Origin of the sequence: Microbulbifer aggregans, assembly GCF_001750105.1 — a bacterium.
GTDB lineage: Bacteria > Pseudomonadota > Gammaproteobacteria > Pseudomonadales > Cellvibrionaceae > Microbulbifer > Microbulbifer aggregans.
The window spans coordinates 2,143,643-2,167,477 of sequence record NZ_CP014143.1 but is presented as its reverse complement, the minus strand read 5'-3'; the positions used below and the strand labels follow the sequence as shown (position 1 = coordinate 2,167,477).

General features: G+C 59.1%; 20 protein-coding genes. 18 read left to right on the top strand and 2 right to left on the bottom strand.

What is annotated here, in order from left to right; all coding sequences use genetic code 11:
- The first annotated feature begins 127 nt into the window (after window positions 1-127).
- From AUP74_RS09325 to AUP74_RS09310, 4 genes are all read left to right on the top strand, one after another.
- Window positions 128-1,594, top strand: a complete 1,467-nt coding sequence (locus AUP74_RS09325) for a leucyl aminopeptidase (RefSeq protein WP_069947340.1) — start codon at window positions 128-130, stop codon at window positions 1,592-1,594.
- A 182-nt stretch (window positions 1,595-1,776) separates the two neighbouring features.
- Window positions 1,777-2,205 carry a DNA polymerase III subunit chi gene (locus tag AUP74_RS09320; RefSeq protein ID WP_069947339.1) on the top strand — a complete coding sequence of 143 codons (429 nt, stop codon included), beginning with the start codon at window positions 1,777-1,779 and terminating at the stop codon, window positions 2,203-2,205.
- Window positions 2,206-2,229: 24 nt separating this feature from the next.
- Complete coding sequence (locus AUP74_RS09315) at window positions 2,230-3,072, top strand: hypothetical protein (RefSeq protein WP_069947338.1); 843 nt, start codon at window positions 2,230-2,232, stop codon at window positions 3,070-3,072.
- Between the two features lie 203 nt (window positions 3,073-3,275).
- The gene (locus AUP74_RS09310; protein ID WP_069947337.1) at window positions 3,276-6,047 is read left to right on the top strand and encodes a valine--tRNA ligase; all 2,772 of its coding nucleotides are present in this window, start codon (window positions 3,276-3,278) and stop codon (window positions 6,045-6,047) included.
- Between the two features lie 135 nt (window positions 6,048-6,182).
- Here AUP74_RS09310 and AUP74_RS09305 read toward each other — a convergent pair whose 3' ends face one another.
- Window positions 6,183-6,497: a hypothetical protein gene (locus tag AUP74_RS09305; RefSeq protein WP_193427330.1), complete on the bottom strand. Its 315-nt coding sequence runs from the start codon at window positions 6,495-6,497 to the stop codon at window positions 6,183-6,185.
- A gap of 402 nt (window positions 6,498-6,899) precedes the next feature.
- Entirely contained in the window at window positions 6,900-7,604 is a 705-nt protein-coding gene (locus AUP74_RS09300; protein WP_145924358.1) for a hypothetical protein, read from the bottom strand.
- Between the two features lie 737 nt (window positions 7,605-8,341).
- Between AUP74_RS09300 and ndhC the strand changes: the two genes are divergently transcribed.
- The 14 genes from ndhC (at window position 8,342) to AUP74_RS09230 (ending at window position 23,827) form a co-directional block, all read left to right on the top strand.
- Window positions 8,342-8,758, top strand: coding sequence for an NADH-quinone oxidoreductase subunit A (gene ndhC / locus AUP74_RS09295; RefSeq protein WP_069947335.1), 417 nt, complete (start codon window positions 8,342-8,344; stop codon window positions 8,756-8,758).
- Between the two features lie 9 nt (window positions 8,759-8,767).
- Window positions 8,768-9,421: an NADH-quinone oxidoreductase subunit B gene (locus AUP74_RS09290; RefSeq protein WP_069947334.1), complete on the top strand. Its 654-nt coding sequence runs from the start codon at window positions 8,768-8,770 to the stop codon at window positions 9,419-9,421.
- Window positions 9,422-9,435: 14 nt separating this feature from the next.
- A complete protein-coding gene (nuoC, locus tag AUP74_RS09285; RefSeq protein WP_083260901.1) occupies window positions 9,436-11,241 on the top strand; it encodes an NADH-quinone oxidoreductase subunit C/D in 1,806 nt (601 codons plus the stop codon).
- Window positions 11,242-11,250: 9 nt separating this feature from the next.
- Window positions 11,251-11,805, top strand: a complete 555-nt coding sequence (gene nuoE, locus AUP74_RS09280; RefSeq protein WP_083260900.1) for an NADH-quinone oxidoreductase subunit NuoE — start codon at window positions 11,251-11,253, stop codon at window positions 11,803-11,805.
- A complete protein-coding gene (gene nuoF, locus AUP74_RS09275) occupies window positions 11,783-13,057 on the top strand; it encodes an NADH-quinone oxidoreductase subunit NuoF (protein WP_069947333.1) in 1,275 nt (424 codons plus the stop codon). Before nuoE ends, nuoF begins: the two co-directional genes overlap by 23 nt.
- A gap of 50 nt (window positions 13,058-13,107) precedes the next feature.
- On the top strand, window positions 13,108-15,987 hold the full coding sequence (gene nuoG, locus AUP74_RS09270) for an NADH-quinone oxidoreductase subunit NuoG (protein ID WP_069947332.1): 2,880 nt from the start codon (window positions 13,108-13,110) through the stop codon (window positions 15,985-15,987).
- Window positions 15,984-16,940, top strand: a complete 957-nt coding sequence (nuoH, locus tag AUP74_RS09265) for an NADH-quinone oxidoreductase subunit NuoH (protein ID WP_083260899.1) — start codon at window positions 15,984-15,986, stop codon at window positions 16,938-16,940. Before nuoG ends, nuoH begins: the two co-directional genes overlap by 4 nt.
- Window positions 16,941-16,956: 16 nt before the next feature.
- The gene (nuoI, locus tag AUP74_RS09260; RefSeq protein ID WP_069947331.1) at window positions 16,957-17,472 is read left to right on the top strand and encodes an NADH-quinone oxidoreductase subunit NuoI; all 516 of its coding nucleotides are present in this window, start codon (window positions 16,957-16,959) and stop codon (window positions 17,470-17,472) included.
- Between the two features lie 29 nt (window positions 17,473-17,501).
- Complete coding sequence (nuoJ, locus tag AUP74_RS09255; protein WP_069947330.1) at window positions 17,502-18,029, top strand: NADH-quinone oxidoreductase subunit J; 528 nt, start codon at window positions 17,502-17,504, stop codon at window positions 18,027-18,029.
- Window positions 18,019-18,351, top strand: coding sequence for an NADH-quinone oxidoreductase subunit NuoK (gene nuoK / locus AUP74_RS09250; RefSeq protein WP_069947329.1), 333 nt, complete (start codon window positions 18,019-18,021; stop codon window positions 18,349-18,351). The genes nuoJ and nuoK overlap by 11 nt, the downstream gene beginning before the upstream one ends.
- 1 nt (window position 18,352) lies before the next feature.
- Entirely contained in the window at window positions 18,353-20,185 is a 1,833-nt protein-coding gene (nuoL, locus tag AUP74_RS09245) for an NADH-quinone oxidoreductase subunit L (protein ID WP_069947328.1), read from the top strand.
- The gene (locus AUP74_RS09240) at window positions 20,182-21,768 is read left to right on the top strand and encodes a complex I subunit 4 family protein (RefSeq protein ID WP_069947327.1); all 1,587 of its coding nucleotides are present in this window, start codon (window positions 20,182-20,184) and stop codon (window positions 21,766-21,768) included. Before nuoL ends, AUP74_RS09240 begins: the two co-directional genes overlap by 4 nt.
- Window positions 21,765-23,291, top strand: a complete 1,527-nt coding sequence (locus tag AUP74_RS09235; protein WP_069947326.1) for an NADH-quinone oxidoreductase subunit N — start codon at window positions 21,765-21,767, stop codon at window positions 23,289-23,291. Before AUP74_RS09240 ends, AUP74_RS09235 begins: the two co-directional genes overlap by 4 nt.
- A 77-nt stretch (window positions 23,292-23,368) precedes the next feature.
- The gene (locus AUP74_RS09230) at window positions 23,369-23,827 is read left to right on the top strand and encodes a hypothetical protein (RefSeq protein WP_069947325.1); all 459 of its coding nucleotides are present in this window, start codon (window positions 23,369-23,371) and stop codon (window positions 23,825-23,827) included.
- Window positions 23,828-23,835: the final 8 nt, after the last annotated feature.

Sequence of the window (23,835 nt, the reverse complement as noted above, 5' to 3'; positions counted from 1 at the left end):
CCTGCAGCAATCCCGGCCGCCAGGGGTTAAACTTGTGCGCGCATTATCGCCAAAATTATTTCCGATGTCTCGGTCGCGAGACATCCCCGCGGATTCAGAGTGGGTTAACAGAGAAGGAAAAGGAATCATGCAGTTCTCCGCCAAGGTCTCCGAAGCTGGCAAACAGCGCACCGCCTGCACCATCATTCCCGTGGATGCAAAAAATCGCCTCACCGCGAGCGGCACCGCTCTGGACGAGGCCTGTGGCGGTGTCATCAGCAAGCTGCTGAAGCGCAATGACCTGGGCAGCCGACTCGGCGCCACTCAACTCCTGTCCATGATCGAAGGCCCGGCGGAGCGCGTCCTGCTGGTGCGCAGCGGCGAAGGAATACTCAGCCAGGCCGACTTCCGCAAGCTGGCCAAGGCCAGTGCAGAAGCTGTAAAAGGCTTCAAGGACGCCTTCAGCTATCTGACAGAACTCGAAGTCACCGAGGCAGACACCGCCTGGCAGGCGCAGCAGCTCGCTCTCGCGGCCGGCCTGGCCACCTATAAATTCACCCGCTGCCTCAGTGACGCGAAACCCCACCCACTGGCCAAGTTCCAGGTGCACGCTCCGGACCGCAAGCAGCTGAAGGCAGTCAAAGACGGCGTGGCCATGGGTGCGGCCCAGGCCACCGGCAGCAATGTCGCACGCGAACTGGGCAACCTGCCGGGCAATATCTGCACCCCCACCTATCTCGCCAATCAGGCCAAGGAGCTGGCGAAAAAACACGCAAAGATCACCACCTCGGTCGTCGACGCCAAGAAAATGCAGTCCCTCGGTATGGGTGCCTTCATGAGTGTGGCCAAGGGCAGTGACGAGCCGCCGGCACTGATCGCCATGCAGTACAAGGGCGGCAAGGCCAGCGAGAAGCCGGTCGTGCTGGTGGGCAAAGGCATCACTTTTGATACTGGCGGTATCAGCCTCAAGCCTGGCCAGGCCATGGACGAAATGAAGTTCGATATGTGCGGCGCCGCCAGTGTGTTCGGCGTGATGGCGGCACTGGCAGAACTACAGCCGGCCATCAATGTGGTCTGTCTGGTGGCCGCCGCCGAGAATATGCCCAGCGGCCGCGCCAGCAAGCCCGGCGATATCGTCACCTCCATGTCCGGCAAGACCATCGAGATCCTCAACACCGATGCCGAAGGGCGTTTGGTGCTCTGTGACGCCCTCACTTATGCAGCCAAGTTCAAGCCAGAGGTGGTGATCGATGTCGCCACCCTCACCGGCGCCTGTGTCATCGCACTGGGTAATCACGCCACCGGCCTCTACGCCAACAAGGATGAACTGGCCCAGGCACTGCTCAGTGCCGGCGAGCGCACCGGCGACCGCGCCTGGCATATGCCCCTGTGGGACGAGTACCAGTCCTCTCTCGACTCCAATTTCGCCGACATGCAGAATATCGGCGGTCGCGAGGCCGGCTCGGTTACCGCGGCGTGCTTCCTGTCACGGTTTGCCGAGGATTACACCTGGGCCCACCTGGATATCGCCGGCAGCGCGTGGAACTCCGGAGGCAACAAAGGCGCTACGGGTCGTCCGGTACCGCTGCTGATGCAATACCTGCTCAATAAATAAGCAAGCCCTTCGCCGGCACCGACTTTTGACGGCGCCGGTGGCGGTTTGCGGGACAGGCTGTCGTTACAGCTCTGAAGGTGGCACAGCAGTGTCGACACCTTCATCTGCAACGGTCCCGCAATCCACCACCAGGCCCCGGGTATCCAGTCCGTTGCCGCCAGTCCACATCAAAACAGAGCACCATGACCCGCATCGATTTCTACATCCTCTCCTCCGACACCCCGGAATCCGGCGACCACTTTGCCTGCCGGCTGGCAGAGAAGGCCTACCGGGCCGGACTGCGGGTTCTCGTCGCCGTGGATAACGCGGAGCGGGCCGAGGCTCTGGACAGGCTCCTGTGGACCTTTCGCGAGGACACTTTTCTCCCCCACGACCGACAACAGGCGGACAAGCAGGCCGCAGTGGAAATCAACTGCGGCGAGGATCCAGGACCCCATCATGGCCTCCTGATCAACCTCTGCAGCGAAGTACCCGGTTGGTTCAGCCGCTTTGAACGGCTCGCCGAGATCGTCATCCAGCAGCCCGACGCCCTTGCCCGTTCACGACAGCGTTACGGCTACTTTCGCGACCGCGGATATCCGTTACAATCCCATCGCATCAGTAATCACTAACTCCGCCCCCTCGGAACGCAGCAGATGGCCGGCAAGAAGCACAAGCACAAACAGCGCCGACAACAGCAGGGCAATTCCAATGAACTGCTGAGCGAACTCAGCTCCCTGCGCGATCTGCTGGGCACCGATGATCTGGGAGATATCCCGCTCCTCGACCAGGTGGCAGAACCAGCGCCGGCCTATTCCCCGCGCCAGGCCCCTCCCGCGTACCAGCCGGTGCAGGAACCGCTCGACGAGAGTGATCTTCCCGTCCTCTTTTCTCCGGTGGACGAGGAGTTACCGGAAGATATCAGCCCTGAGCTAAACGAGGCGGATCGCGCCCTGCTGCGCCCGCTGGAGGACCTGCCCTCTTCTCCGGCTGCCGAGAAAGCGGTCACCGTGGATAACTCGGCCAAGCATAAGCCTGCGGAACAGCAGACGGATCTGTTCGATCCCCCGGCGCCCAAGTCAGCGGAAAACCCGTTTTTGCCGGCCCATATCCGTGCCCGCCTGACCGGCGGCAAGGTACCCCGGGATCCAGAGCCGACTCAGCAACCGGCAGAGGCGGAAGACCTGCAGCCGGAACCGGCGCTTTCCCCGAGCCCTACCACGGAGAGTGAGCAGGAAGAGGAAGCTGCGGTCGCCGAGGCCCTGCGAGAGCTGGAGCAGGAAGTAGCGGGTGGAGCGGCCATCGATTCCCACCTGGACGATGAACCCCAGTCCCCCCAACCCGGCCAACCCACTCAGGCTTCCCCGGCCGAGCTGGAGAGCGCCCAGCGGCGCCAGAAACTCATCGATCGACTGGTGGCAAGCCAGCTTCCGGAGCTCGAGCGCCAGCTACGGGCGCGGATTGAACTGATGCTGGACGAGCTGGAGGCCAAGCGCTAACTCCAGCCGCGCCCAACGTTCCCGCCGTCCACAGTCGCCAAGGTCAGAATATTGGCGCCCCCGAACCAATACCTCCCTTTTGCCGCCCCCTGCCGCGGCGGTATAATTCCCGCCTTTTTCGGCGCAGTGACAGCCTTGCCCGCACGCTTTCGTGCCGCAATGCAGGCGCCCGCAGTCAGTCAACACAAGGTTTCCCCACCCGCATGGACAAGACATACCAGCCCAACGCCATTGAACAGCAGTGGTACAAAACCTGGGAAGAGAGCGGCTACTTCAAGCCCAGCGGCGATACCCAGGCCGATCCCTACTGCATCATGATTCCGCCGCCGAATGTCACCGGCAGCCTGCACATGGGCCACGGCTTCCAGGAATCCATCATGGATGCTCTGATCCGCTATCACCGCATGCAGGGCGACAACACCCTGTGGCAGGTGGGCACCGACCACGCCGGTATTGCCACCCAGATGGTGGTGGAACGCCTGCTGGCTGCCGAGGGTACCGATCGCCACGAGCTGGGCCGCGACAAGTTCATCGAGAAGGTGTGGGAGTGGAAGGAACAGTCCGGTGGCAATATCACCCGCCAGCTGCGCCGCCTGGGCGCCAGCCCCGACTGGTCCCGTGAACGCTTCACCATGGACGACGGCTTCTACAAGGCCGTACAGGAAGTCTTTATCCGCCTGTACGAAGACGACCTGATCTACCGCGGCAAGCGTCTGGTGAACTGGGATCCGAAACTGCACACGGCCATTTCTGATCTCGAAGTACTGAACGAGGAAGAGCAGGGTCACCTGTGGCACTTCCGCTATCCGCTGGCGGATGGCTCCGGCCATCTGGTCGTCGCTACCACCCGCCCGGAAACCATGCTGGGCGATACCGCCGTAGCCGTACATCCGGAAGATGAGCGCTACCAGCACCTGATCGGCAAGACCATCAAGCTGCCGCTGGCCGACCGTGAGATCCCCATCATCGGTGATGATTACGTCGACCGCGAGTTCGGTACCGGCTGCGTGAAGATCACCCCGGCCCACGACTTCAACGACTATGAGATGGGCCAGCGCCACAACCTCGAGATGATCAACATCCTCGATGCGGACGCGAACCTGAACAACGACGTGCCGGAAAAGTACCGTGGCATGGAACGCTTTGCTGCACGCCAGCAGATCGTCGACGACCTGGATGCCCTCGGCCTGTTGGAAAAAGTGGAGCCGCACACTCTGAAGGTTCCGCGCGGCGACCGCTCCGGTGTCGTCATCGAGCCGTGGCTCACCGACCAGTGGTACGTAAAAACCCAGCCGCTGGCCGAAGAGGCGATCAAGGCAGTCGAAGACGGCAGCGTCAATTTCGTGCCGAAGAACTACGAGAACATGTACTTCTCCTGGATGCGCGATATCCAGGACTGGTGTATTTCCCGCCAGCTGTGGTGGGGCCACCGCATTCCGGCCTGGTATGACGACAACGGCAATGTCTACGTCGGTCGCAGCGAAGAAGAGGTGCGCCAGAAGCACAGCCTGGGCGATATCGCCCTGCGCCAGGACGAGGACGTGCTCGACACCTGGTTCTCTTCTGGCCTTTGGACTTTCGGCACCCTGGGCTGGCCCGAGGACACCGAAGAACTGAAGACTTTCCATCCGACTTCGGTGCTGGTCACCGGCTTCGACATCATCTTCTTCTGGGTCGCGCGCATGATGATGCTGACCCTTTATTTCAAGAAGGAGGTACCCTTCCATACCGTATACGTACACGGTCTGGTGCGGGACAGCCACGGGCAGAAGATGTCCAAGTCCAAGGGTAACGTGCTCGACCCCATCGACCTGATCGACGGCATCGACCTGGAGAGTCTGGTACAGAAGCGCACCTCCGGCATGATGCAGCCGCACCTGCGCGAGAAGATCGAGAAGCAGACCCGCAAGGAATTCCCCGAGGGCCTGGCTGCCTACGGTACCGATGCCCTGCGCTACACCTATTACTCGCTGGCCTCCACCGGCCGCGACATCAAATTCGATGTGGGCCGCATCGAGGGCTTCCGCAATTTCTGCAACAAAATCTGGAACGCCTCCCGCTACGTACTGCAGAACTGCGACGGTCACGACTGTGGCCAGGACGGCAGCGGCGACTTCGAACTGTCACTGGCAGACCGCTGGATCATCTCCCAGTTGCAGCGCACTGAGAAAGCCGTGCGCGAAGCCATGGACAGCTATCGCTTCGACCTCGCCTCCCAGGCCCTGTACGATTTCGTCTGGGCGGAATACTGCAGCTGGTACCTGGAGCTTTCCAAGCCGGTACTGTGGGACGAATCCGCTTCCGAGGCAGTGAAAAAAGGGACCCGTCGCACCCTCATTCGCGTTCTCGAGACCGTGCTGCGCCTAGCACATCCGATGATGCCGTTTATCACCGAGGAGATCTGGCAACGGGTGAAAGATCTGGCGGGCCAGAGCGGCGATACCATCATGTTGCAGCCCTACCCGGAAGCCGATGAGAACCGCATCGACACTGAAGCCGAGGCCGCCATCGCGGCGCTCAAACAGGTGATTGAGGGCGTGCGCAATATCCGCGGTGAGATGAAAATCTCCCCGGCTACCAAGATCCCTCTGATCCTGCGCGGTGGCAGCGCCGAAGACCGCCAGAACTTGGACAACGCCCGTGCGCTGATGATCAAGCTGGCGAGCCTCGAGTCCGTGTCCTGGCTCAACGCCGGTGAGGCCGCCCCCGCCTCCGCCACCGCGCTGGCCGGCGACGTGGAGCTGCTGGTACCCATGGCCGGGCTGATCGACGTCGCTGCCGAATCTGCACGCCTGCAAAAAGAAATCGACAAACTGGCCAAGGAGCTGGCACGGGTAGAGGGTAAACTGAAAAACCCGAAATTCGTCGACAAGGCCCCCGAGGCGGTGGTCGAGAAGGAGCGCGGCAAGCTGGTGGACATGCAAAGCGCGCAGGATCGCCTGCAACAGCAGCTGGAGGAGATTTCCAAGCTGTAAGCGCTGCTGACTGCAGTCGATTCAATGATAGTAAAAGGGGCGCAAGCCCCTTTTCTTTTGCCGCTATTCTGAAGGAGTTAATAACGATTGACGCCGGCAATGCCGGCGGCCATCCAGCGATGGCTAAAGCGGCAATCACTGCCCCAGATCTGTGAATACCCCTACAGCCAGCTCGGCCCACACCCACAAAAAGGTCAGAATAAACAATCCAATAACAGGTAAACGCCATCGGGATGCAACCTTGCCCAGCACAAAGATACACAGACTGCCAAGCACCAACAAAAGAGTCCCCATTACCAGGAAATCACCAGGGCCCCACTGGACTTCCTCGGTCACCTGCATCGCAATAAACGGTATCAACAGAATAACGGCAACAGAAAGGAGCAGCCACAGGTAACCCTTTACACGTCCACTCCGACCATACCGTCTCAAATCTACACGCTCATCCATCTTGCCCCCTACTCAACCATTTCTAACCAAGACTCGGCTATACGCATCCCAGTGACTATCAGTCATTGTTAACAGACGTCACACCATTGCCAGGTAATCACTTCCCCAACAGAAAAACCAGCCTGATTAACAGACAACCCCCTGGCAACCACACAGATAAAAAATTAGGAAAGGGAAAAATTGAATCGTCAATCATCAACCATTCAAGCCTCTTCAGCAAACAGGAAAACTGCAGAATGAGGCAGAAAGATACATAGCCAAAAATAATCCAATAGACTCCAGTGCGTTTAAAGCACCGCAATCGAATCCTGCAAGCTCTCTCTCAGCCCCAACTTAAAGCAACAGGATCACACTCGACCAGAATGCTGCACAACCATAAATATGGTTAGATAGTAAATCACATCAATATGGCCACTCCGGACAATCGGAGACCTGGTGACGGACGCCGTAGAAACGATCGGTACCGCTCTGATACTCCCTCGCGAAGGACCCGTCTTCAAGGCGATTACAGGATGCGGCATGGGCACCGCCTCCCCTGAGATAACTAAAGAGCAGCTTGCCGTAACGGAGCAAGTTCATGTTCTCGAAAGCCTGTTCGTAGACATTGTTGCGTATGGTGCAGCTGACCCCCTCACCACCACAACGAATCGTGCGTAGGCCCCAAACGTGAAAGAAATTGTCTTCGATGAGAAACTGAACCTGCGAAGCGCCCTCCGCAAATATGATATCGGTCTTGGGGCCTTCGGCGTTGGCCCAGAAATAGTTGCCACGGATGATAGCCGAGCCTGACATCGGTACCTTGCCGAACTGGAACCCATCCGCGTGAGATTTCGGGGTCAGAGTCAGTGAATGCATGTAGTTGTAGGTAACCTCAAGCCCATCGTTGTTACCGCCGAGGAAGAACAGGTCCTCGCAGCCACGGGTTTCCGTGCGATGGACCACGAAATTTCGATAATTGGAGAGGCGGAATACTTTAGTGGGCGTGGAGCATTCCACCAGACTGTACTCGATGCGAGCATTCGAATGATCGCTAGCTTTGACCGGATAGAACGAATCACATCGAATGACCACGTTGCGTAAAATCACATTATCGCTTTCGATACGCAAGCACCCTTCGATAACGACATTTTCAATCGTGGTTGGGGAGCGAACCTTCATGGACCCGCGGTAAGTAGCCGTTGGGAATGCCGCGATGACGCCTGGCCCAATACTCACACCGACATCTTGTGGCCGAACATGCCGGTAAGGTCCCACGATGAGCTCTGGCGGGACCATGGACATGGTATCTGCATCCGTTTTCAGGGTATTGTCTGCAGCCAATGAAAAACACGCCCCGATGGCGAGAAGAACAGTCATCAATCTTCGCATCACAGACTCCCTCTATCTCTTGCACAGACGAATTATCGACCAAAGCATACTTTTATGTTGACGGCGAATGAAAATCGGCGCTGATGCCGTTTCTTTCTGAGCCCGAAACCTTTTCAGTAGCGAGTAGATAGGCTAACGCGGTCATGCCTGAGATCACCCGAAATGGCACTTCGCAGCGACGTTTCATGTGCCGCCCGTAAGTTCTCGCGCCGACAACCCACCTCAATATCACGCACGACAAGGAGTCTACCGCCGTTCACTGGCAGCTGCGCTTTTTCCCTTCTATATACCCTGCAGTGCTTTGTCTTAGAAATTTTTCATTGCCATCCAACCCCGGCAAAGCTTGAACACTTACGATGCCAGAAGAATGAAAAGTGCGCAGGCATCCTCTGAATAAAGAATCTTCAACCTGACCTTTCAATCACGTCAGAACCAGATCAGCCGACACCGATAAAACACAGGCATTGGAGCAAACAGTGGCAGAAACAGCGACTTCCGGCGAAATCTGGCCGCTAATCGTCTATGCACTGGCGATCACCGGGTTGATCGGATTGATGCTGGGTTTATCACACCTGCTCGGTCAGCGCCGCTCAGACCCTGCCACCCATGAGCCTTATGAATCTGGCATCGTCTCCCAGGGCAGCGCACGCCTGCGGTTTGCCGTGAATTACTACGTGGTGGCAATCCTGTTCATCATCTTCGATCTCGAGGCAGTGTTTCTGTTTGCCTGGGCTGTGGCGTTCCGGGAGGCGGGATTGGCAGGCTTTGTGGAGGCTACCGTATTCGTTGGCATTCTGCTGGTGGGACTCATCTACCTGTGGCGCCTCGGAGCACTCGACTGGGGTGGCCGACAGTTGAGCCTGAAAAATTCGCGAAGCCATCGGCCGCCCTGAGGAGCAACCATGCGCTGGACACTGACCCGGGCTCAACCGCCCGAATCAGAACTGATTGCGAGAGAGACTACACAAGAGAACACGCCAGAATCCGACGTGCGTCGCAATATTCTGCTGACCAAGCTGGAGGACCTGGTGGCCTGGGGGCGTGCGAATTCCCTGTGGCCGTTCAACTTTGGCCTGTCCTGCTGTTATGTGGAGATGGCCACTGCCTTCACCAGCCGCCATGACCTGGCCCGCTTTGGCTCGGAGGTGATCCGCGCGACCCCGCGTCAGGCCGACCTGATTGTGATCTCTGGCACCGTGTTCCTGAAGATGGCGCCGGTCATTCAGCGCCTCTACGAACAGATGATGGAGCCCCGCTGGGTGATCTCCATGGGCTCCTGTGCCAATTCCGGTGGCATGTACGATATCTACAGCGTAGTGCAGGGCGTCGACCGCTTTCTGCCAGTGGACGTCTATGTACCCGGCTGTCCGCCACGGCCTGAAGCATTGATGCAGGGCCTGACCCTGTTGCAGAAGTCCGTGGCGGAAGAACGCCGCGCACTGAGTTGGATCGTAGAGGATCAGCGCATCCGGGAAGTGCCTCGAGCAAGCCAGCGGGATCTCCACCGGGATGAGCGCATGCGCGCCGAGCAGCTGCGCACACCGGACTCGGTATAAACGGAGAGGGCGTGATGAGAGAGGTGATTGCCGAATCTACGTCACTCCAGTCACCCTACCGGGCGGCAGCTGAGCAGTTCCTGGCCGATCTCCGCCGCCTGGAGACCGCACCGAGTTACTGGCTGCAACCGGACTGCCTCGACCTACCCACACTGTGGGTGGAGTCCGCGGGGCTGCTACCCATCCTGATTACCCTGAAACAGGAGATCACCCTGCCCTTTCGCATGCTCTACGACCTGAGCGCGGTCGATGAGCGGCTACGAGTCCACCGCGGTGAAAACCAGGACCGGCAACCGGAGAGCGACTTTACCCTCGTCTACCACCTGCTCTCTCTCGAACGGGACTTGTTTATTCGCATCAAAGTGCCACTGGCAGAGTCCGACCTTCGCATTCCTTCCATTACCGGCATCTGGCCCAGCGCCAACTGGTATGAGCGGGAAGTCTGGGACCTGTTCGGGATCATCTTCAGTGGGCACCCGAATCTGCGCCGTATCATGATGCCGGAGACCTGGCAGGGACACCCGCTGCGCAAGGATCATCACGCGCGAGCCACGGAAAAAGCCCCCTTCAGCCTCGACCAAGAAAAAGAACAGCGCGAGCAACAGGCACTGCTGTTCAAGCCGGAAGAATGGGGCATGGCCCGCACCGGTGAGTCCAGCGATTACATGTTCCTGAACCTCGGGCCCAACCACCCCAGCGTGCACGGGGTTTTCCGTGTTGCCCTGCAATTGGACGGCGAACGCCTTGTCGATGCGGTGCCCGATATCGGCTATCACCACCGCGGTGCCGAAAAAATGGCCGAGCGACAATCATGGCACAGTTACATCCCCTACACCGATCGAGTGGACTATCTGGGCGGGGTCATGAACAACCTTCCCTACGTGCTGGCACTGGAACAGCTGGCAGGTATTGCTGTGCCGCCGCGGGCACAGGTCATCCGCGTCATGCTGTGCGAGTTTTTTCGCTTGTCGAGCCACCTGGTCTTTTACGGCACTTTCGCCCAGGACGTGGGACAGATGTCCCCGGTGTTTTACATGTTCGAGGATCGGGAGCGCCTGTTCGGTATCGTCGAGGCCATTACCGGTGCACGCATGCACCCTTCCTGGTTCCGTATTGGCGGCGTGGCCATGGACCTGCCACGGGGATGGGAAGAAAAAGTCCGGGAGTTTATCGATTACTTGCCCAAGCGCCTGCGTGAATACGAGGGCATGGTACTGAAAAACGGCACAGTAAAGCGGCGTACACGGGGTATCGGCGTCTATAACACCGAAGAAGCGATCGAGTGGGGTGTCACTGGACCCGGTCTGCGCGCCACCGGTCTCGAGTGGGACCTGCGCAAGCGCCGGCCCTACAGCGGCTATGACCAGTTTGATTTCGATATCCCCACAGCGGCGTGCGGTGACAGCTTCGACCGCTGCTGGGTGAGGGTCGAGGAGATGCACCAGAGTCTGCGCATTATCCGGCAGTGCCTGGATAACATGCCCGGCGGGCCGGTTAAGGCCGAGCATCCGTTGACAACCCCCCCGGACCGTCCGCGCACCATGCATGATATCGAAACGCTGATCCAGCACTTCCTCAATGCCAGCTGGGGGCCAGTCATGCCAGCCGGTGAAGTCTGTGTACCCGTGGAAGCGACCAAAGGCATCAACAGTTACCAGCTGATCAGTGATGGCGATACCCGTGCCTACCGGGCCCGCATCCGTACCCCCTCCTTCCCCCACTTGCAGATGATTCCGTTAATATCCCGGGGACTGATGGTGGCAGACCTGATCGCGATCATTGCCAGCATCGATTTCGTGATGGCGGATGTGGATCGCTAAGGGCAGACAATGGAAGAACAACAGCTACCAGAATTTCACCGCATTCCCGTACGGCAGGAGGGGGAGGCCCCACAGTTGTCTGCAGAGGAAATAAACGAGATCGACGAGGAGCGCAGTCATTACGAGTGCGACGGCGCGGCTGGGCTAGAAGCCCTGCGCATCGTGCAGCGCAAACGTGGCTGGATCTCCGATGAAAGCCTGCGAGCGGTATCCGCCTACCTGGGTATCGCAGAGGCAGAACTGGAGGGCCTGGCCACGTATTACCAACTGCTGTTCCGCAGTCCGCCTGGAACCGAGGTGATCCAGCTGTGCAAGAGTTCCAGCTGCTGGATTCTCGGTTGCGAGCAGTTGCAAGCAGACATCATCGAGGAGCTTGGTATTGGGCCCGGCGAGACCAGCACTGACGGTATTTTCACCCTGCTCGAAAACCCCTGTCTCGGCGCCTGTGATCGCGCGCCGGTACTGTTGATGAACGGAGAGCTTCATACGCACCTGAGCGGGGAAAAACTCCGCGCCTTATTGGCAGAAAAAAGACGGCGGCATGCTGACCAATCCACTGACTAAGAACATCGGCGCAGAAGACGCAGCACCGGATCTCGAGGCCTACCGCAACAACGACGGCTACCGCGGCTGGCTGCGCGCACTGAAAATGCCTCCCGAAGATCTTATCGATCTGGTACAGAAGGCGGGTCTCAGGGGTCGTGGCGGTGCCGGTTTCAATACCGGCCTCAAGTGGAGCTTCGTCCCCAAGGATCGCCAGGCCCACCCGATCCGCTATCTGGTCTGCAACGCCGACGAGATGGAACCGGGTACTTTCAAGGATCGCCTGCTCATGGAGCGGGATCCGCACCTGCTGCTAGAGGGTATGGCCATCGCGGCTCATGCCATCGGTGCCACCAGCGCCTATATCTTCATCCGCGGTGAATACCACCTCGCCACGCAGCGTCTGGAAACAGCCATTGCCGAACTCAATGACGCCGGCCTGCTTGCCCCAGAAACCACTGGTGCGGATCAGACCCTCAGGATTTACCTGCATCGCAGCAGTGGCAACTATATCTGTGGCGAAGAAACTGCGCTGCTGAACGCACTGGAAGGCAAGCGCGCGATCCCGCGGGCCAAACCGCCCTACCCACAGGTCAGTGGGCTTTGGGGCAGGCCCACAGTGGTCAACAACGTCGAGACCTTATGCAATCTGCCGCACCTACTTCTTCACGGCGCCGACTGGTATCGAAAGCTGGGGCACGGCGAGGACGCCGGCACCAAACTTTTCGGCGCCAGTGGCAAAGTGAACAATCCCGGCCTGTGGGAGCTGCCCATGGGCACCACAGTGCGTGAAATCATCGAACAACATGCGGGCGGCCTGAAAGCCGGGCTCACCCTGCGGGGATTCCTGCCCGGCGGTGGTTCCACCGACTTCCTCGGTCCCGAACATCTCGACCTGCCAATGGACTACGACGCGATCGGTAAGGCGGGAAGCCGGCTCGGCACCGGCACCATCACCGTACTCGACGAGGCCACCTGCCCGGTAGGTCTGGTACTCAATCTGACCCGTTTTTTTGCCCGTGAGTCCTGCGGCTGGTGTACACCGTGTCGGGATGGTTTGCCCTGGGTGGTGGAGATACTGCAGCGGATAGAAAGCGGCGCGGGAGAAATCGATGACCTTGAATTGCTGCGGCAACACACCTCGCGTATGGGCCCCGGCAATACTTTCTGTGCCCTGGCCCCAGGCGCGGCGGAGCCCATCCAGAGCGCGCTGAAACTGTTCGAACAGGATTTCATCGACCATATCCGGGGTGGAAGCTGCCCTTTCCACTGAGTGCTTGAAACATGTAACGGGGCAATCGATCAGGGAAGAATAAAAGCGACATGCCAATTATTACCGTCGACGGCGAAGACTATGAGGTAGAAGCCGGGCAGAACCTGCTCGGCCTCTGTCTCGCCCGGGGCATTGACCTGCCCTACTTCTGCTGGCACCCGGCCATGGGCTCTGTGGGTGCCTGTCGCCAGTGCGCGGTGATCGAGTACAAAGACGTGGAGGATCAGCAGGGTCGGCTGGTAATGAGTTGCATGACGGAGGTTCGCGACGGCGGCCGCTACAGCGTAAGTGCACAAGCGGCGCGGGAATTTCGCGGCGGCATTATCGAGAACCTGATGACCAACCACCCCCACGACTGCCCGGTTTGTGAAGAGGGCGGCGAGTGCCACCTGCAGGACATGACCGAAATGACCGGCCACACCGTGCGGCGTTACCGGGGACCCAAGCGCACCCATCACAACCAGTACCTGGGCCCGTTTATCAATCATGAGATGAACCGCTGCATTGCCTGTTACCGCTGTACCCGTTACTACCGCGATTACGCCGGCGGCACCGACCTGGAAGCACTGGGGCGTAACAATCAGATCTATTTCGGCCGCCATGAAGATGGCCGCCTGTTAAATGGCTTCAGTGGCAATCTGGTGGAGATCTGCCCCACCGGGGTATTCACCGACAAAACCTTCAGCCGCCACTATGTGCGCAAGTGGGATCAGCAGATGGCACCGTCGGTCTGCGAGCACTGTGGCGTCGGGTGCAATACCGCACCCGCTGCACGTGAGCCCGCAGCGCCCGGCGACCCCTGGCTGCGTCGAGTCACCAACCTCTACAACCGCGATATCAACGGCTACTTCCTCTGCGATCGGGGGCGTTTCGGATACGAGTATGCCAACAGTCCCGCACGCCTGAGCCGGGTACTGGAGCGGGACAATGTGGACGTGATCGGCTCCACTGCCGGTGATGGGGTCCTGTCCCACCGCGAGATACACCCCGCTGATGGAGTCGAGGCCTTCGCCCGATTCCTGGAGAATCAGGGGCCCGGCAAACACCTATTGCTCGGGATCGGCTCACCGCGAAGCTCGCTGGAAAACAATTTCGTCCTGCGAACCCTGACCGGCGCCGAGCACTTCTACGCAGGGGTCGACATAACTGATCTGCAATTGCTGCGGCTGGTAGACACGATCCAGTGTGACGAGCGCATTGTCAGTGCAACGACACCCGAGATTGAGCAAGCGGATGCGATCCTGATCCTCGGTGAGGATATCGACAATACCGCACCGCGGATCGCCCTCGCAGTCCGGCAGGCGGCCCTGAATCACCGTCGCCTTCGCGCGACAGAATTGAAGATCCCACAATGGCAGGATGCCGCCCTGCGCCAGCTGCCAGCTCCGGCAGTGCCGATAGTTTTCGCCGGTTCAGAAATCCCCGCGCTGGCGGACTGCTGTTCCGACCAGGTAATCGGCACTCCCGATGAACTGGTCAGCTTTGGGGAAGTCCTGCTCACCGCTATACGCACGAACGGGATCCAGGACGAAACTCCGTCCGCTAAAGGCAACGCACCACTCACCAGCGACATTATTCAGCTAGCCGTCGAAACCGCACGGGCGCTAATCGGGGCTAAACGGCCGCTGATCATCGCCGGTTGTGGTGCCAGGCATGCCGGAGTCCTGCGTACTGCCGGCCTGATCGCTGCAGCACTCGCGCAGAAAAAAGAGAGAGCGATCAATACCTACCTGGCCTGCCCGGAAATGAACAGCCTGGGGCTACTCAATTTGTTGAATTCCGGCGAACAGCACCTGCAACGGCTGCATTCGACGGTGACGGAAACCAGGCAGCGGGGCATACCGGTCACGCTGGTAATCCTGGAAAACGATCTGTTCCGCCGACTCGGACAACATCAGGCACAGGAACTGCTGGCCGCTGCCGATAATGTGATAGCCCTGGACCACCTCCTCAATGACACGACGAGACGCGCACACCTGGTGTTCCCGGCATCCGCAACCGCCGAGTGCCAGGGAACCGTGATCAATAGTGGTGGCAGCGCGCAGCGCCACTACTGTGTCTATGAGGGAGTCGGCTTTATTCAGGAGAGCTGGCGGTGGCTTGCCGATGCCGTCAGTGCCAGCAACCTGCACAGTGAAGCCGCGGATCAAATACGCAGCTGGCAGCACTGCGACGATGTCACCAGGGCACTGGCCGCAACCCTGCCGGTGTTTGCGGACCTGCCGAAATTATCCGCCACGGCACTGGACGAATTTAAGGTAGCGCGCCAGAGCCACCGCGCCAGTGGGCGCACAGCCATCAATGCCAGGGAGCATGTCGCTGAGATGCCGCCACCGGAGGACATCGATGCGCCGCTCAGCTTTACCATGGAGGGTGTGCACAACCCGGCCGCCACAACTCTGCAGGCGGTAATCCGGGCTCCGGGGTGGAGCTCCAACCAGTCGATTCACAAATTTCTCCGCGGCCTCAACGGTCAACGTATCGGTCGCGGCCCAGCGGTGTTGCTACAAAGAACAACAGCCGCCCTGCCCCACTGGCAATCGGTGGAGCTGCATGCCAGCAGAACCCTGTTAGTCGACAAAGCGAAAATGACACCTCTACTGGCTGTCCCACTGTACCGCCTGCTCGGCAGTGGTGAGCTGAGTAACTCTGCCGCAGGCATTGCCAGTGTATTGACGCCTGCCTTCGCCAAGCTGCATCCGGCAGAAGCCGCAACGCGCGGAATCTCCCATGGTGATTTGCTGCAGCTCAGCCTGAACGGCCACCTACTACAGCTGACCGCGCAGGTAGACTTTGAGATCTCTCCCGGGGTCATTGGCCTCCCCTGTGGTTTTCCGAAGCACGGTGATGTCGGGGCCCTGTTACCCGCCGAAGTGGAAATCCGGAAGGTGACTGCCAGCAGTCAGCAAACGGAGGGCGATGAAGCTTGAACTCCTCTGTGCTGTTACAGCTGGCCAACATCTTCGGCATTCTCACCGTGGTGGTGCTGATGGCGGCGCTGCTCACCTGGGTGGAGCGCCGCTTGCTGGGTTTCTGGCAGGACAGACCCGGACCCAATCGGGTTGGGCCCTTTGGCCTACTGCAGGTGGTAGCGGACATGATCAAGCTTTTTTTCAAGGAAGACTTTATCCCGCATTTTGCCGACCGACCGGTGTTCGTTCTGGCACCCACCCTGGTGATGGCCACCATGCTACTAGGCTTTGCGGTTGTGCCGTTCGCGCCCGGTATCGGCATTGTGGATCTGCACGTGGGGCTACTGTTTGTCCTCGCCATGTCATCCCTCGCCGTCTACAGCGTGGTGCTGGGCGCCTATGCCTCTAACAATAAATATGCCCTGCTCGGTGGTCTGCGGGCTGCGGCACAGACTGTCTCCTACGAGGTTTTCATGGGACTCAGCCTGATGGGCGTGGTTATGCTGGCGGGCAGTTTCAACCTGCGCGATATCGTGATCGCACAGAGCGATGGCTGGTTTATCCTGCCGCAGTTTCTCGGTTTTGTAATTTTCTTTATCGCCGGTATCGCCGAGAGCCACCGCTTGCCATTCGACCTGCCGGAGGCAGAACATGAGCTCACTGCCGGCTTTCACACCGAGTACTCGAGCATGAAGTTCGGCATGTTCTTCGTCGGCGAATACCTGTCGATCATCCTCATATCCGCGCTGATGACGACACTGTTTCTCGGCGGCTGGCTTGGCCCCTGGCTACCGCCCTTGCTCTGGTTCAGTCTGAAAACCGCCCTGCTCGTCTGTGTATTTGTGTTGCTGCGGGCTGCCTTGCCACGCCCCCGCTATGACCAACTGATGCAGTTCGGCTGGAAAATCATGCTGCCGCTTGCTCTCGCCAACCTACTCGCAACCGGGGGGATACTAATGTGGCTCCAGTAACGGAGGTAACGATAGAGTGATCAGCCAACTGCGCAGTATGTATCTGGTATTTCGCCACCTGTTCACACCCCGCGTCACGGTGGAGTATCCGGATGAAAAGCCCTATCTGGCACCGCGCTATCGCGGGCGTATCGTGCTCACCCGCGAGCCGGATGGCAAAGAGCGCTGTGTGGCCTGCAACCTCTGCGCGGTGGCCTGCCCCCCGGACTGTATTTCCCTGCAGAAAGCCGAGGACGACACGGGGCGCTGGTATCCTGAGTATTTCCGCATCAACTTTTCCCGCTGCATCATGTGCGGCCTCTGCGAAGAGGCCTGCCCCACCTATGCCATCCAGCTGACACCAGACTTTGAGATGTGTGAGTACGATCGCCAGAACATGGTTTACGAAAAGGAAGACCTTCTGATCAGCGGTACAGGCAAGTATCACGACTACAGTTTTTATGGCGTCGCCGGTAAGGCAGTGGGTGGCAAGGGGAAAGGTGAGGCCGAAAATGAGGAGAGACCGGTGAATATCCGCGGACTTAACCTCTAGCGACACCTGAAAGCGACAGGGACGAACATATGTCCATATTTTTTTATCTCAGTGCGGCGATTGCGGTTATCGCCACCGGGTTTGTCATCACCGCACGTAATGCAGTACATGCGCTGCTGCATCTGATCGTCTCCCTGTTGGCGATTGCCGTGATCTTTGTTCTTTATGGTGCCCCGTTTGCCGCGGCACTGGAGGTGATTGTGTACGCAGGCGCGATCATGGTGCTGATGCTGTTCGTGATCATGATGCTCAATCAGGGCAGCTCCACGGTAGAACAGGAGCGTGAGTGGCTGGCGCCATCAGTTTGGATTGGCCCCGCGCTGCTCTCCGCCATCCTGCTTTTACTGCTTCTGCTACTGCTTGGCGGAAACGGCAGCCGGGTCGGGGCCGTGCACTATGTGGGCGCAAAACAGGTGGGAGCAGCGCTGTTCGGCCACTACCTGCTCGCAGTTGAACTCGCGTCGATGGTGCTGCTCGCCGGCCTCGTCGGCGCCTTTCACCTGGCTCGTCATTCTGACAGGGGCGAGGACCGTGACGGAGGTAAGCATGTCGATTGAATTCGCAACCGGCACCACCGATATCGCGCTGCAACACGGACTGCTGCTGGCATCGGCACTGTTTTGCCTCGGCCTGCTCGGCTTGCTGGTGCGGCGTAACATCCTGTTTATGCTGATGAGTGTGGAGGTCTGCACGAATGCCGCTGCCCTGGCCTTTGTCGTCGCAGGTGCACACTGGGGCAATGCCGACGGCCAGGTGATGTTCGTCTTTGCCATTACGCTGGCGGCGGCAGAGATCGCCATTGCCCTGGCCCTGAGCCTGCATTTCTATCGCCATCACAAGACGGTGGATATCGATCAGCTGAGCGGGATGCGGGGCTGATATGCAAAGTCTGCTGGCACTGATACCGCTGCTTCCATTGTCGGGTTTCCTGCTGCTGGTCTGCAGTGCGTTGCTGTTGCACCGCCAGCCGCGAGAGACAGCGGTGGCGTGGGTCGCTGTCGGCGCAGTGGCGCTGGCCGCTGTCGCCAGTGCCACGCTGTTCTTCAATCAGTTCCTGGGACACCCGGAGAGCGAACAAGTGTTCGCTGCCGGCCCCTGGATAAAGGTGGCCGCACTGCAGCTGGGTTTTGACCTGTACGCTGACTGGCTGACCATGGTCATGCTACTCGTGATTTCCGGGGTCGGTTTCCTGATCCACCTCTACTCCGTTGGCTATATGCGCGGTGACGGTGATTTCCGCCGTTACTTCGCCTATCTGAACCTGTTCGTGGCAGCCATGCTGATACTGGTGTTGGCCGATAACCTGGTGTTGCTCTATCTGGGCTGGGAAGGCGTGGGCCTGTGTAGTTACCTGTTAATCGGCTTCTGGTATCGCAACAGGGAAAATGGTCGTGCAGCAATCAAGGCTTTCCTGGTGACCCGTATCGGCGACACCGCGCTCGCCATCGGTCTCTTTCTCCTGTTCCGCGAGTACGGCACCCTGCAGATCCGGCCATTGCTGGATGCGGTCACCGCGGCCCCGCGCGAACCAGTCGTCAGCATCGCCGCACTGCTGTTGCTCGGTGGCGCTGTGGGAAAATCTGCCCAGCTGCCGCTACAGACCTGGCTGCCTGACGCCATGGCCGGCCCCACACCGGTGAGTGCGCTGATCCATGCCGCGACCATGGTCACCGCCGGGGTTTACCTGATTGCGCGGCTGCACCCGCTGTTTGCCCTTTCCGACCTGGCGATGACCGCCGTGGCGAGCGTGGGCGCACTGACACTGCTAATGGCTGGCTGCAGCGCCCTGATGCAGGCCGACATCAAGCGGGTACTCGCCTACTCCACCATCAGTCAGCTGGGCTATATGTTTCTCGCCCTTGGGGTCGGGGCCTGGCCCGCTGCGATTTTCCATCTGATGACCCACGCTTTTTTCAAGGCGTTGCTGTTCCTCGCTGCCGGCTCGATCATCCTGAGCCTCCACCATGAGCAGGCACTGGACAAGATGGGTGGACTCTACCGCAAACTGCCGTTCACATTCTTTACTTTCGCCGTGGGCTGCGCCTGTCTCGCCGCGCTGCCACTCACCTCCGGCTTTTCCAGCAAGGAGGCTATCCTCGCCGGGGCGTGGGAAAACGGCCATGGCCTCAACCTGTTCTGGATGGCGGGAATACTGGGTGCGGTAATTACAGGGGCATACACAGCCCGCCTGTTGCTGAAAGTATTCTTTGGTCCCTGCGGAACCGCCAGTGCACATTGTGACGACGCCAATCGCGGGGTGATGCGACTGCCGCTGCTGACACTCTCACTGCTGGCTCTTGTGGGCGGCCTGCTCGTTCCACAACTTCAGGCCGTATTCGAAAACGGTGAACCTCCACACCCCCCTCTATGGACAATCATTGTCGCTATCGCGGCGCCGATCATCGGCGCCCTGCTGGCATGGATGCTGTTCCGTCACCCCTGGGCATGGTTGTCCGATTCAGCACCTGCCACTTTCTGGCGCAACGGCTGGGGCTTCGATACTTTGTACTCGTGGCTGCTGGTTCGCCCGTTTCGCTGGCTGGCACAACTGAACCGCAATGACATCATTGACGGCCTCTGGAACCTGACCGGGGCTATCAGCCGTCAGTTGCACGGCCTGCTCAGCCTGTCCCAGAACGGACAGTTGCGCTGGTACCTGGCCACCCTTGCAGGCGGACTCGCCCTGTTTCTGGCCCTGGTGGTGATCCTGTGATCCTCGTTCTGCTGATTGCACTGCTTGCTGTGGGTGGCCTGCTCACTCTCGCAGCGGATCGCGTGCATGCCGGCAGCGCACGCTGGCTCACACTCGCGGTGTTGCTGGCCGCAGGCGTACTTTTATTGGGAGAGGTGATCGCCTACACCGGCAGCGGGAAAGACATCGGTAATACCGCCGGCTGGTGGCATGAAGTATCCTTGCCATGGATTCCCCGTTTCGGTATTCATTTCCGCCTGGCGCTGGACGGGCTGAGCTTTGCGCTCGTGTCACTGACTCTGGCAATGGGCCTGTTCGGTCTTCTTTCGACCTGGAACCAGGTGGATTATCGTCGTGGATTCTTCTACGCGAACTACCTCTGGGTACTGGCAGGGATTGTTGGCGTTTTTACCGCGGTCGATCTGTTCCTGTTTTTCTTTTTCTGGGAAGTCATGCTGATCCCCATGCTGCTGCTGATCGCAGTTTGGGGCCACGAGAGACGTACCGCGGCGGCAATCAAATTTTTCATATTCACCCAGGCCAGCAGTCTGCTGATGCTGGTGTCGATTGTCACCCTCGCTTTTATCCACTATCGGGCAACCGGTGATGTCACTTTTGATTATGAGGCACTGCTCTCTACCCCAATAGCACCGGAAAAAGCTTATTGGTTGATGCTCGGTTTCTTTATCGCATTTGCGGTAAAACTGCCATCGCTTCCTTTCCACACCTGGCTGCCAGACGCGCACACTCAGGCGCCCACTGCCGCCAGTATCCTGCTGGCCGCCGTTCTGCTCAAGACCGGTGCCTACGGGCTGATCCGTTTTACCCTGCCGTTATTTCCCGAGGCCTCCCAGGCATTTGCCCCCGTGGCGATGACGCTGGGCGCCGTCAGTATCGTCTACGGTGCTGCCCTCGCCTTTGCCCAGAGCGATATGAAGCGATTGGTGGCCTATTCCAGTGTCAGCCATATGGGCTTCGTGCTACTGGGGATCTATGCCTTCAATACCGTCGCCTTGCAGGGCGCACTGGTGCAACTCTTCGCCCATGGCTTGAGCACCGCTGCCCTGTTTGCGTTGGTCGGCGCCCTCCAGCATCGCCTGCATACCCGTGACATGAATCGCATGGGCGGGCTCTGGACAACCTTTCCACGTTTGTCGGGATTTGTGCTCTTTTTTGCCGTGGCTTCCCTCGGTCTGCCGGGACTCGGAAATTTCGTGGCGGAGTTCCTCGTCCTGCTGGGTAGTTTTGCGCGCAATACCGTACTGACCATCATCGCTGCGCTTGGGATGATCGGCGCCGCCATCTACGCACTCGTGATGGTACAGCGGTCACTGTTCGGCCCACCCTCACCGGAAGAGGCCGATGGCTCCAGCGTGGCTGCGCCGGCTGTAACAGGCACCGCTGCGCGGTCGACAGACATCTCCACTCCCGAGGCGCTGACGCTGCTGGCTCTGGCGCTCGCCCTGCTCTTCATCGGCCTGCGCCCACAGCCGCTGATGGATAGTGTCTCCCCCTCTATTGAAAAAGCACTGGCTCACTTGCCACCAGACAGATGGGAAGCCACCGTCGCGCAGAGATCATCGATTGCGGGAGGTAAGCCATGACAGCCTCGGAACTCTATGCAATTCTGCCGCTTCTGGTCCTGACCGGGGGCATTGTCTTTCTCATGCTGCAGGTGGCATTTTTTCGCAGTCACACAGCAGCCCTGATCACCACTCTCACCGTACTGTTCCTGGCTGGCGCTGCCTGCCTGCTGGTCGCCAGTCAGCTGCAAAGCGGAATTACCTCTATCCAGGCCACCGCCCTGTTGCTGGTGGATCGGCAGGCTATTTTCCTTTGCTTGTTACTGCTGCTTGCCGCAGTGGCTGTCGCCGTTCTGGGGCGCAGCTACCTCTGTGCCAGAGCGGTGCGCCCTTCCGACAGGAATCATCCCGAGGCCTTCTATCTCCTGCTGCTACTCTGCCTGCTAGGCGCCTGTACACTGGTCTGCGCCAGCCACTTCGCCATGCTCTTTCTGGCACTGGAGTTGATCAGTCTGTCGCTCTATCCACTGCTCGGCTTTCCCCTCACCGGCAGTGCCTTCGCTCCCGAGCTAAAACGTCAGGGGATAGAATCCGCGATCAAGTACCTGATGCTCTCGGCGCTTGCCAGTGCCCTGGGGCTTTTCGGTATTGCACTGGTTTACGGAGCCACCGGCGCAATGGAGTTTGTCGCCGTGGCGGCGAAGATGGCTGAGAATGGGGCCGGTTCCGCGCTGGTGCAGACGGGTATAACACTGGTGCTGGTGTCCACGGCCTTCAAACTCTCCCTCGTCCCCTTCCACATCTGGACTCCGGATGTCTATCAGGGGGCACCAACACCCGTCACGGCACTGATCGCCACCGTGAGTAAAGCGGCAGCCGTGGCGCTGTTACTGCGACTACTGACGCTCTCGGGTTGGAACGAGGCACCAATTACCGGCCCCCTGCTCACGGTACTGGCGTTAGCCAGCATCATCGGCGGCAACCTGCTGGCGCTGCTGCAGGGAGATGTGAAGCGATTGCTGGCTTACTCTTCGATCGCCCATATCGGCTACCTGATGGTGGCCTTGCTGATTAGCGAACAGGGACTCGGTGGCGAGGCCGCTCTCTACTACCTGGTGGCCTATATCGTTACAACTCTCGGCGCCTTCGCCGCCGTTAGCCTGGTGGGCGACCAGTCTGTTGCCAGTTCCGAGACGCCAGCTGGTGCTGAAGCAGATCTGTTCCAGAGAGAGAGTTTTACCGGGATGTTCTGGCGCTCACCACTGCTGGGAACCTGCCTTGCCGCCATGCTGCTATCACTGGCGGGCATCCCGCTGACCATCGGCTTTATCGGTAAATTTTATATATTTACAGCGGGCGTGGAGGGCGAACTGTGGCTCGTCCTCAGCGCAGTGATTGTCGGTAGTGCTCTGGGGCTTTTTTACTATCTGCGCCTCATGCTCACACTGTTTCAGCGGGATAGCCGCCTTCCGCTGCCGGGCAGCACCGGGCTGCAGGTTCCGGTGACCGGACAACTGCTACTGGTGGTGCTATCTGTGACCCTGTTGGCGCTAGGTGTCTTCCCCCAGCCCTTGATCAATTGGCTACATGCACTATATACATAACAGGGGCATGATGATTTTCAGGACAAAAATCACCCGCTTTCGCGCCGTAAAAACCACAACTATTCAAAGGCCTGCCGATGAAGACGTTTAAACAGGCGTATGAAGTACTCAAGGACGCCGAGAAATTTCACCGTGATATCGCCGATTTTTACCGTCATTTAATGGAAAAATCCGACGATAACCGCACTCAACTACTCCTCACGCACATGATCGAGCATGAGGAAAGGATGGCAAAAAACCTCGCCAATTATGGTGAGGTCGCCCAACACAAGGTGATGAAAACCTGGCTGCAGTACACCCATGAGGAGTCTGTGAAGGACTTTATTCATGGTCTCGAGCTGAGCGACCCACCCACGATCAAAGAAATCAATGCCATGCAACGGGCAGTGGACCGCTACTTCTCCGATCTCTACCAGGCCGTGTACGGCGCTATCGAATCTGCCGAGGTGAAAGAGGTATTCGAGGACCTCAAGCAGATACAGGACAAGGAGCGCATCACCCTGTCGATGGCTACCAACTCGCTCTGGGATATGTGAACTATTTC